General features: G+C 64.8%; 8 protein-coding genes and 1 tRNA gene. 1 reads left to right on the plus strand and 8 read right to left on the minus strand.

The window, feature by feature from the left end:
- Positions 1-204: 204 nt before the first annotated feature.
- Together maiA and PIGHUM_RS21620 are read right to left on the minus strand one after the other, a co-directional pair.
- Positions 205-855: a maleylacetoacetate isomerase gene (maiA, locus tag PIGHUM_RS21615; RefSeq protein WP_124081794.1), complete on the minus strand. Its 651-nt coding sequence runs from the start codon at positions 853-855 to the stop codon at positions 205-207.
- Positions 856-869: 14 nt separating this feature from the next.
- Entirely contained in the window at positions 870-1,568 is a 699-nt protein-coding gene (locus tag PIGHUM_RS21620) for a fumarylacetoacetate hydrolase family protein (RefSeq protein ID WP_124081795.1), read from the minus strand.
- Positions 1,569-1,850: 282 nt separating this feature from the next.
- Here PIGHUM_RS21620 and PIGHUM_RS21625 point away from each other — a divergent pair, with 282 nt between their 5' ends.
- Positions 1,851-2,717 (plus strand): proteasome-type protease, encoded by an 867-nt coding sequence (locus PIGHUM_RS21625; protein ID WP_246013424.1) that lies wholly within the window; start codon positions 1,851-1,853, stop codon positions 2,715-2,717.
- A 1-nt stretch (position 2,718) separates the two neighbouring features.
- Here the strand turns inward: PIGHUM_RS21625 and PIGHUM_RS21630 are convergent, their stop codons facing one another.
- From PIGHUM_RS21630 to tolA, 6 genes are all read right to left on the minus strand, one after another.
- On the minus strand, positions 2,719-4,494 hold the full coding sequence (locus PIGHUM_RS21630; protein ID WP_124081796.1) for a putative bifunctional diguanylate cyclase/phosphodiesterase: 1,776 nt from the start codon (positions 4,492-4,494) through the stop codon (positions 2,719-2,721).
- A 164-nt stretch (positions 4,495-4,658) separates the two neighbouring features.
- Positions 4,659-4,734 (minus strand) — tRNA-Lys (locus tag PIGHUM_RS21635).
- Between the two features lie 132 nt (positions 4,735-4,866).
- Positions 4,867-5,640 carry a tol-pal system protein YbgF gene (gene ybgF, locus PIGHUM_RS21640; RefSeq protein WP_124081797.1) on the minus strand — a complete coding sequence of 258 codons (774 nt, stop codon included), beginning with the start codon at positions 5,638-5,640 and terminating at the stop codon, positions 4,867-4,869.
- 24 nt (positions 5,641-5,664) lie between these two features.
- Positions 5,665-6,207, minus strand: a complete 543-nt coding sequence (gene pal, locus PIGHUM_RS21645; protein WP_124081798.1) for a peptidoglycan-associated lipoprotein Pal — start codon at positions 6,205-6,207, stop codon at positions 5,665-5,667.
- A gap of 157 nt (positions 6,208-6,364) precedes the next feature.
- Positions 6,365-7,675, minus strand: coding sequence for a Tol-Pal system beta propeller repeat protein TolB (gene tolB, locus PIGHUM_RS21650; protein WP_425466748.1), 1,311 nt, complete (start codon positions 7,673-7,675; stop codon positions 6,365-6,367).
- A 38-nt stretch (positions 7,676-7,713) separates the two neighbouring features.
- Positions 7,714-8,452: cell envelope integrity protein TolA (gene tolA / locus PIGHUM_RS21655; RefSeq protein WP_124081800.1), on the minus strand; the 739-nt coding region annotated here is incomplete at its 5' end.

Here is an 8,452-nt window from a genome sequence, read left to right on the forward strand (position 1 = left end):
CGGCCGGGGCGGGCGCAGAACTCGCGCGGGGACAGTCCCCCGGACTGTGTCGAATGCCGCGCTCGAACAGCTGCGCCCTTGCTTCCCCGTCCAACCCCGCTTCGGCGGCGGCTCCGGATGCCCCGTTTCCGCCGCGGCGCCCGGCGCCTAAACGGCCTAGGCTAAGCGATATAAACGGGATGACCCTGGCTGGCGGAGGGCGCTTCAGCGGGTAGGCGGGGGCTGGAAGTCCGGTTGTTTGGCGGGGGCGGCCTGCTGGAACGCCGGCTGTTTCTGGCAATGCTCGTATACGGCCATCAGGCGTGGGTACGCCGAGGTGTCGCAGCCCATGCGCTGGGCGTTGGCCACCTGCGGGATCAGGCTGCAGTCGGCGAGGGTGGGGGCGTCGCCGAAGCAGTAGGGGCCGGAGCCGTGCGCCTGGAGCAGGCGTTCGACCGCGGCGAAGCCGTCGGCGATCCAGTGGACGTACCAGGCCTGTTTCTGCTCGTCGGTGACTTTCAGCACATCGGTGAGGTATTTCAGGATGCGCAGGTTGTTGACCGGATGGATGTCGCAGGCGATGGCCAGCGACAGTTCGAGCACGCGCGCGCGCTGTACGGGATCCTGCGGGATGAGGCGCACGGCGGGATGCCTGGCGTCGAGGTAGTCGATGATGGCGATCGACTGGCCCAGCTGCACGTCGCCGTCCACCAGCAGCGGGACGTTGGCCGAGGGGTTCTTGGCCACGTAGTCCGCCGCGCGGTGTTCGAGCACGCGGATGTTGACGCCGTGGTACTCGTAGGCCAGGCCCTTGAGCGCCAGGGCGATCCGTACGCGGTACGAGGTCGAGCTGTTGAAGAAACTGTAGAGTTCCATGGCGCCGTTCCGCTTCAGACCACGCGCACTTTCAGCTCGCCCAGGCCGGCTACGCCGCCTTCCATCAGGTCGCCCTTGACCACCGGACCCACGCCTTCCGGGGTGCCGGTGAAAATCAGGTCGCCCGGTTCCAGGGTGAAGTAATTGGACAGGTAGGAGACGGTTTCGGCGATGGACCAGATCAGCTTGTCGATGTTGCTGCGCTGCTTGTCCTGGCCGTTGACCTTGAGCCAGAGATCGGCTTTTTCGATGTCCGAGACTTCGGCGGCCTTGTGCAGCGGGGCGGTGGGAGCGCTGAAGTCGAAGGCCTTGCCCAGTTCCCACGGACGGCCGACTTCGCGCATCTTGATCTGCAGGTCGCGGCGGGTCATGTCCAGGCCGACGGCGTAGCCCCAGACGTATTCGAGCGCTTGTTCGACCGGGATGTTGGCGCCGGACTTGCCGATGGCGGCCACCAGTTCGATCTCGTAGTGGAAGTTCGAGGTCTCGGGCGGGTAGGGCAGGTCATAGGTGGTGCCGTAGGGAACGGCAACCACGGCGTTGGCCGGCTTGCAGAAGAAGAACGGCGGTTCGCGGTCGGGGTCGAAGCCCATTTCGCGGGCGTGGGCGGCGTAGTTGCGGCCGACGCAGTAGACGCGGCGCACCGGGAACAGCTCGTCGCTGCCGACGACGGGGAGCGTGGTGATGGGTTCGGGCTGGAATGCGTACGACATGGAGGGAACCTCGACGGATGAAAGGGGTGATCGATGCGCGGCGGCGCTGGCAGGCATTGTAGTCTTCGAGGTATACAAAAGAATATGAAATTATCTTATCAATCATATCCAGATTGATATGGATGACCTGCTTTGCCGCGACGCGTGGCCATACCTGCTCGGCCGGCCAGGCCTTCTGTCCGGGCTGCGCGGCGAGGCCGCCGGGCACGCCGCTTGCCTGCGTGTCCAGGGACGCCCTGCCGTGGGCGAGTGTGGGCACGAAATGAAGAGCGGAAAACCAGTATGACTTATTGTGTGGCGATGCGGGTGGACCGAGGCCTGGTGTTCCTGTCGGATACGCGTACGAATGCGGGAGTGGACCATGTGAGCACTTTCCGCAAGATGACGGTGTTCGAGCAGCCGGGCGAGCGCGTCCTGGTGCTGCTGACGGCGGGCAACCTGGCGCTGACGCAATCGGTGGTGCAATTGCTGTCCGAGCCGACCGATCCGGAACACCCGACGCCGTGGAACGTGCCCAATATGTTCGAGGCCGCGCGGCTGGTAGGGCGGGCCGCGCGCGAGGTCTACAAGATGCACGTCGAGGCGCTGCACGATTTCAATATCGAATTCAATTGCAGCTTCCTGCTGGGCGGCCAGATCCACGGGCAGTGCATGCGGCTGTTCCAGATCTATGCGGCGGGTAACTTCATCGAGGCTTCGACCATGAGCCCTTACTTCCAGATCGGCGAAGCCAAGTACGGCAAGCCCATCCTGGACAGGGTGCTGACGCCCGCCATGCCGCTGGACGAAGCCGCGAAATGCGCGCTGATTTCGATGGACTCGACGCTGCGCTCCAATGTCTCGGTCGGCCTGCCGCTGGATCTGATGGTCTACGAGAAGGACAGCCTGCGGATCACCAAGTTTGCGCTGATCGATCATGAGAACGAGTACTTCCGCATGATCCATTCGTCATGGGGTGCGCGCCTGCGCCAGGTATTCACCGAGATCCCGGATCCGCAATGGACGCCGCTCGGCGCGTTGCCGGCAGGCCGCTCGCCGATGCGGTCCGAGCCGCCGCTGGCCTCGCACGGCGCGTACCCGGCGGCCTGCGAGCCCGCGCCGGCGCAGACTCTTGCGCAGCACCTGGGCCCCAAGAAGGAGCCGGACTGAATCAAGGCGGCGGGTTCTCTTCCCACGAGAACGGCGTCAGCGCGTTTTCCAGCGCCTGTGCCGTCAATGGCCGGGAGAACCAGTAGCCCTGTGCTTCGTCGCAGCCCAGCTCGGCCAGCCGCCGCGCATGCGCGGCGGTTTCCACGCCTTCGGCGGTGACCTTGATGTCCAGGGCATGCGCCATGTTGATGATGGCGCCTATGATGGCGTCGCCGTTCTTGACCGACGAGATCGCGCGCACCAGCGCCTGGTCGATCTTGATGCGATCCACCGGGAAGTGAGCCAGATAGGCGAAGCTGGAATAGCCCGTGCCGAAATCGTCGATGGCGATTTCCACGCCCAGTTTGCGCAGGTTCTGCAAGGTGTCGATGACCTGGCGGGTGTTCTCGAGCAGCAGCCCTTCGGTGATCTCCAGTTCGATGCACGAGGGCGGCACGTTCCAGCGCTCCAGGGCGCTGGCGACGAGGCCGTACAGTTTGCGGTCGCGCAGCTGCGTCGGCGAGATGTTGATCGCCAGGGAGGGCGAGTTGCCGAACTTGGCAAGAAAAAGTGCCGCCTGCTGACAGGCTGCCTCGAGTACCCACGAGCCCAGCTCATTCATCAGGCCGAGGTCTTCCGCCACCGGGACGAATTCGCTGGGGCCGACGGTGCCGAGCTTGGGGTGCCGCCAGCGCAGCAGGGTTTCGGCGCGCGTGATGCGGCCGCTGCGAAGCTCGATCTGCGGTTGGTAGGCCAGCGTGAAGCGTTGCGCCTGGACCGCTTCGCGCAGCAGGACTTCGAGGTGGTTGCGCCGCACCGATTGCGCCTGCAGGCCGAAATCGAAATGGCGCATGATGCCGCCGCCGGCCCGGCTGGCGGCATTGAGGGCCAGCAGGGCGCGCTGCACCAGTGCGCGTGGATCGCTGCCGGCGGCCGGGAACGAACTGACGCCGATGCTGGCGCTCAAGTGCAGCATCGTGGCTTCGAAAGGGATAGGGCGGGACACCTCGGCCAACAGCGTCGCGCCGAAATCGGCGGGCAGCGTATTGCGTCCGCTCGAGACCATGCCGAATAGCGTGTTGTGCATCAGTCCGAGCATGTGGTTGTCGCCGCACAGCCTTTTCAGCCGGGCAGCGACTTGCTTGAGCGCGGTATCGGCAGCCGGCTGGCCCAGGGTGTCGCGCAGCTTGCGCAGGTTGTCCAGTTCGAGCAGCACCAGCAGAACCGGCTCATGGGTGCTGCGGGAGCGTTGCAGCGTGGTTTCCAGGCGTTCTTCGAGCAGGTCCTGGTTGGGCAGGCCGGTGAGCGGGTCGTGGTGCAGCAGATGCCAGAGCTGGACGCCCTTGCGCGAAACATGGTCGAAGGCCATGCCGACGTAGCCGACGGTCAGGCCTGCGTGATCGGCCAGGCGCGTGAGCGCCAGCGTGACCGCGACCGGACTGCCGTTGCTGCGCAGGTAAGTCCAGTCGGTCTCCATGCCCTGGTCGGCGGTGAACGGCGTGCCGGCCAATTCGATGGCGTTGCGCACGGGCGGCGCGATCAGTTCTTCCCGGCGCATGGCCAGTTCGGCCGGGTCGTGCAGCGCCTCGAATCGCAGCTTGCCGATCAGTTGTTCGGCCGGATAGCCGCACAGGCGCTCGTAGGCCGCATTGACCATAGTGAACGTACCCTGCGCATCGGCCATGAACATGCCGCAGGGCGCCGACTGTATGGCCAATCGATAGGTGGCCGCAGCCAGTTCCTGTGCGGACCATGAGGGCGCGGACGCCGCATCGATCCCTACGGTATTGTTTTCCACAACAGGCTAATCCGTTGCATTCGGCATCGCGCCGTCCTGCGGTAATTGAATCACAAGCAGGCCTGGTATGGCGTCGGTTCGCAGAAAACAAAAAGCCTTCGCGATGCGAAGGCTCAGGAGGAATATTGCAAAGCTCTTGTAGATGGGCTCTGCTTTTTGTTCGTTGGTGGGTCGTGCGAGACTCGAACTCGCGACCAACGGATTAAAAGTCCGCTGCTCTACCAACTGAGCTAACGACCCGAAGCCAAAGATTATGACCAGGATTGCAATATCTGTCAATTTGAGCATGCCCTGGTCAACCCATCCGCAGCGTCCATCATGCCGCAGCCCAAGGCATTTACCCAGACGCTTCGCCTACGGTCCCGGCGCCGGCTATTTCAGCAGTTCCAGGCGGTCTTTGGCGGTTTGCGCCGCCGGCACGCCCGGGTAGTCGCGCACGATGCGTTCCAGCGTGGAGCGCGCGGCGCGCCGGTCGTTGAGTTCGACCTGGCTGCCCGCGATGACGAGCAGCGCGTCGGGGGCGCGGACGTTGGTGGGGTAGTTCTTGACCAGCGTCTGCTGCTGGGCGATGGCGGCCTTGTAGTCCTTGAGCGCGTAGTGGCTGCTGCCGATGTAGAACTGGGCGGCGGGCGCGTAGGGGCTTTGCGGATACTGGCGCACGAACGCCGACAGCGCAGGGATGGCGTCGGCATAGTTGCCGTTGCGGAACAGGTCGATGGCCGCGTCGTAGGAGCGTTTTTCGTCCGCGCCGACGGTGGCCTCCTGGCCGTCGATGGAAGCCGTTTGCGGCTCGATGCGTTTCAGGCGCGTATCGACGTCCAGGTAGACGTCTTTCTGGGCCTGCTGGGTGTCGGCCACCTGTTTGGTCAGGATCTCGATCTGACCGCGCAGGCGGGCGATTTCCTGCTGCAACTGCTCGATCTGCGAGGCCAGCTGGAGCTGGCTGCGCTGGCTCTGGGCCAGATCGTCGGCCACCTTGCGGCTTTGCTGATCGGCGCGCTCGCGCACCTCCTGGCGCAGGTCGATGATGGCCTGGCGCGCCTCGTCGTCGGAAAACAAGGCCGCATGGGCGGAGCCGGCCGAGAGGCTGGCTCCGAGGCAGAACGTGGCTGCCAGCAGGCGGAGGCGGGAGGTGCGGAGCGTCATGGGCGAAGGTCCTTGGTGCTGGGCTTAGCGGTAGGCGATGTCCGCGCGGCGGTTTTCGGCGCGCGCGGATTCGTCGTTGCCGGTAGCCTTGGGCTTTTCCTTGCCGTAGCTGATGGCTTCGACCTGGTCGTCGCTCACGCCCAGCAAGACCATCATGCGGCGCACGGCTTCCGAGCGGCGCTGGCCCAGGGCGAGGTTGTACTCGCTGCTGCCGACGTCGTCGGTGTTGCCTTCGATCACGATCTTGCGGTTGCGGTTGTTGTTCAGGAAGCGGGCATGGTTCTCGACCAGCGTGCGGTATTGGTCTTTGACGACGTAGCTGTCGAAGTCGAAGTAGACCGAGCGCTGGGCCAGCACGCCCTTGGGATCGTTCAGCGGATCCAGGCCTTGCTGGGTGGTGTCGACGCGGGCCACGCCGTTGGGGTTGGCACCGTTGCCGGACATCTGGCCGGAACGGTCTTCGACCGGGACGTTCTGGCTCTCATCGAGCTTGACGGGGCTGCTGCACGCCGAGACTACCGCGACAACGCTCGCTACGACGAACATTTTGAATGCACGAGTAGACATGATTTTTCCTTGGGGTTTCGAGGACGATGGTGGGGTTAGGGAAAGATGATGACTAGGCGGAAACGTGAGTCTCAAGTGTCACATGGGCCACGCGGTGCTGCGTTGCAAGAAGTGACAACGGTGCGAGTCCGCGACAGCATTGGCCCATTCCGGATGGTCAATAGTTCAGGAAAGGTCCCCAGGTGGGTTCGCGCACGTCGCCGTTGAGCACCGACAGTGTCTGGGTGACGCGGCCGTCGCTCGAAACCGCAGCCAGCACACCGCGGCCGGATTGCGATGTTGCATACAGAATCATCTTTCCGTTGGGTGCGAAGCTGGGGGATTCGTCCCTGCCGCCGTTGGTGAGGAGAAGCTCATTTCCGGTGGCGAGGTCTAGCGAGGCTATTTGGAAGCCGGAGCGGCGGGTGATGTACAGCAAGGTTTTGCCATCAGGCGACAACTGGGGAGAGATATTGTAGTTCCCTTTAAACGTAACGCGCTCGACTTGATTGTTGTCCAGGCTCAACCGGTAGATTTGCGGGCTGCCGCCGCGGTCGCTGGTGAACAGGAGGGCGCGGCCGTCCGGCGTGAAGGTCGGCTCGGTGTCGATGCCCGGCGACTGGGTCAGCCGGCGCAGGCCCGAACCGTCGGCGTTGAGCATGTAGATCTGAGACAGGCCGTCGCGCGTCAGCACCACCGCGAGCCGGTTGCCGTCCGGCGACCAGGCCGGCGCGCTGTTGTTGCCCTTGAAGTTCGCTACCGGCACGCGTTGCCCCGTGGTGATAGTGTGCACATACACCACCGGTTTCTTGGACTCGAAGCTCACATAGGCCAGCCGGGTGCCGTCGGGCGACCACGAGGGCGAGATGATGGGCTCGCGCGAACGCAGCGCGGTCTGGGCGTTCTGGCCGTCGGCGTCGGCGATCTGCAGTTCGTAGATGTTGTCGCGCTTGAGCACATAGGCGATGCGCGTTGCGAAAATGCCACGGTCGCCGGTCAGCTTCTCGTAGATGCGGTCGGCGATCTGGTGCGCGGTGCGGCGCATTTCGTTGGAGCCGGACGAGAACGCCACGCCATCCATCTGCGATTGCTGCACGGTATCGACCAGGCGGTAGCGCACGTCGTAGCGGTCGTTCCTGCGCTGCACGCTGCCGACGGCCAGCGAATCGGCGCCGCGCGTCTTCCAGGCGGCGAAGCCGATCACCGCCGATTCCGACAGCGGAGTGTCGCCGGTGTCGATCAGGCGGAACAGCCCGGTGCGGTTCAGGTCGGCGCGGATGATGTCGGCCACGGAACGGCCTTGCGGATCGGCCGATTCGAAATTGGCGACGGCGATCGGGTATTGGTTGGCGCCGGCGCCGGAAATCTGCACGGTGAGCTGTGCGTGGGCAGGCGCCGAACCGAGGACGAATGCCGTCGCGGCCAGCGCCGCGGCGCCGTGCGCCAGCCGCCGTCCGATCCGGCTGCCCGCGCGCAGCCCGCCGGACAGGTGGGAGGGAGAGGAGGAAGCGATATGGGCAAATGTCATCAGTCGAACATCCGATATTGAACGTCTATGGTGGAGTCGTACCGGCCGGAAGCCGGCCGCGGGAAGGGATCGCAGCGCCGGATACCCGTTTCGACGGCACGGTCGAATGCCGCCACGCCGGAAGAGCGGACCAGGCGCGGCGCGCCTGCCTGCTCGCCGGTCGGTAGCAACTGGACCCGGAAGACGGCGGTAGGGTTCCCATCGGCGGGACTACCTGTTGCACTATAAATGACTCCGGGTTTGATGCAAGCGCGTACCAGATTGGCATAGCCGGGGTCGCCGCCGCCACCGCCGGCCTGGTTGCGGTTGGCGGTGCCGCCTTCGCGCCCGCCCTCCAGGCCGGCGGCGCGCGCGGTGTCGTTGCGGAAGGCTTCGCGCAGTTTGCGATCGCGTTCGGCCTGGGCCTTTTGTTCGGCGGCGGCTTTTTTCTCGGCTGCGGCTTTGTCGGCGGCTGCCTTGTCCGCCGCCGCTTTATCGGCAACCTTCTTCTCCGCCGCCTTTTTCTCGGCCGCGAGCTGCTCGGCCTTCTTGCGATCGGCTTCTTTCTTCTCTGCCTCTTTCTTGTCCTGTTCGCGCTGCTGGGCAAGCTTCTGTTCCTCGAGCTTGCGCTGTTCGGCCTTCTTGCGTTCGGCTTCGCGTTCGGCGGCCTGGCGCTCGGCCTCGCGGCGCTTGCGCTCTTGCTCGATGGCGATGTCGGGATTCTCTTGCTCCGCCTTGGGCTCGGGCGGGGGAGGGGGC

Origin of the sequence: Pigmentiphaga humi (genome assembly GCF_900606115.1) — a bacterium.
Classification (GTDB): Bacteria; Pseudomonadota; Gammaproteobacteria; order Burkholderiales; family Burkholderiaceae_B; genus Pigmentiphaga; species Pigmentiphaga humi.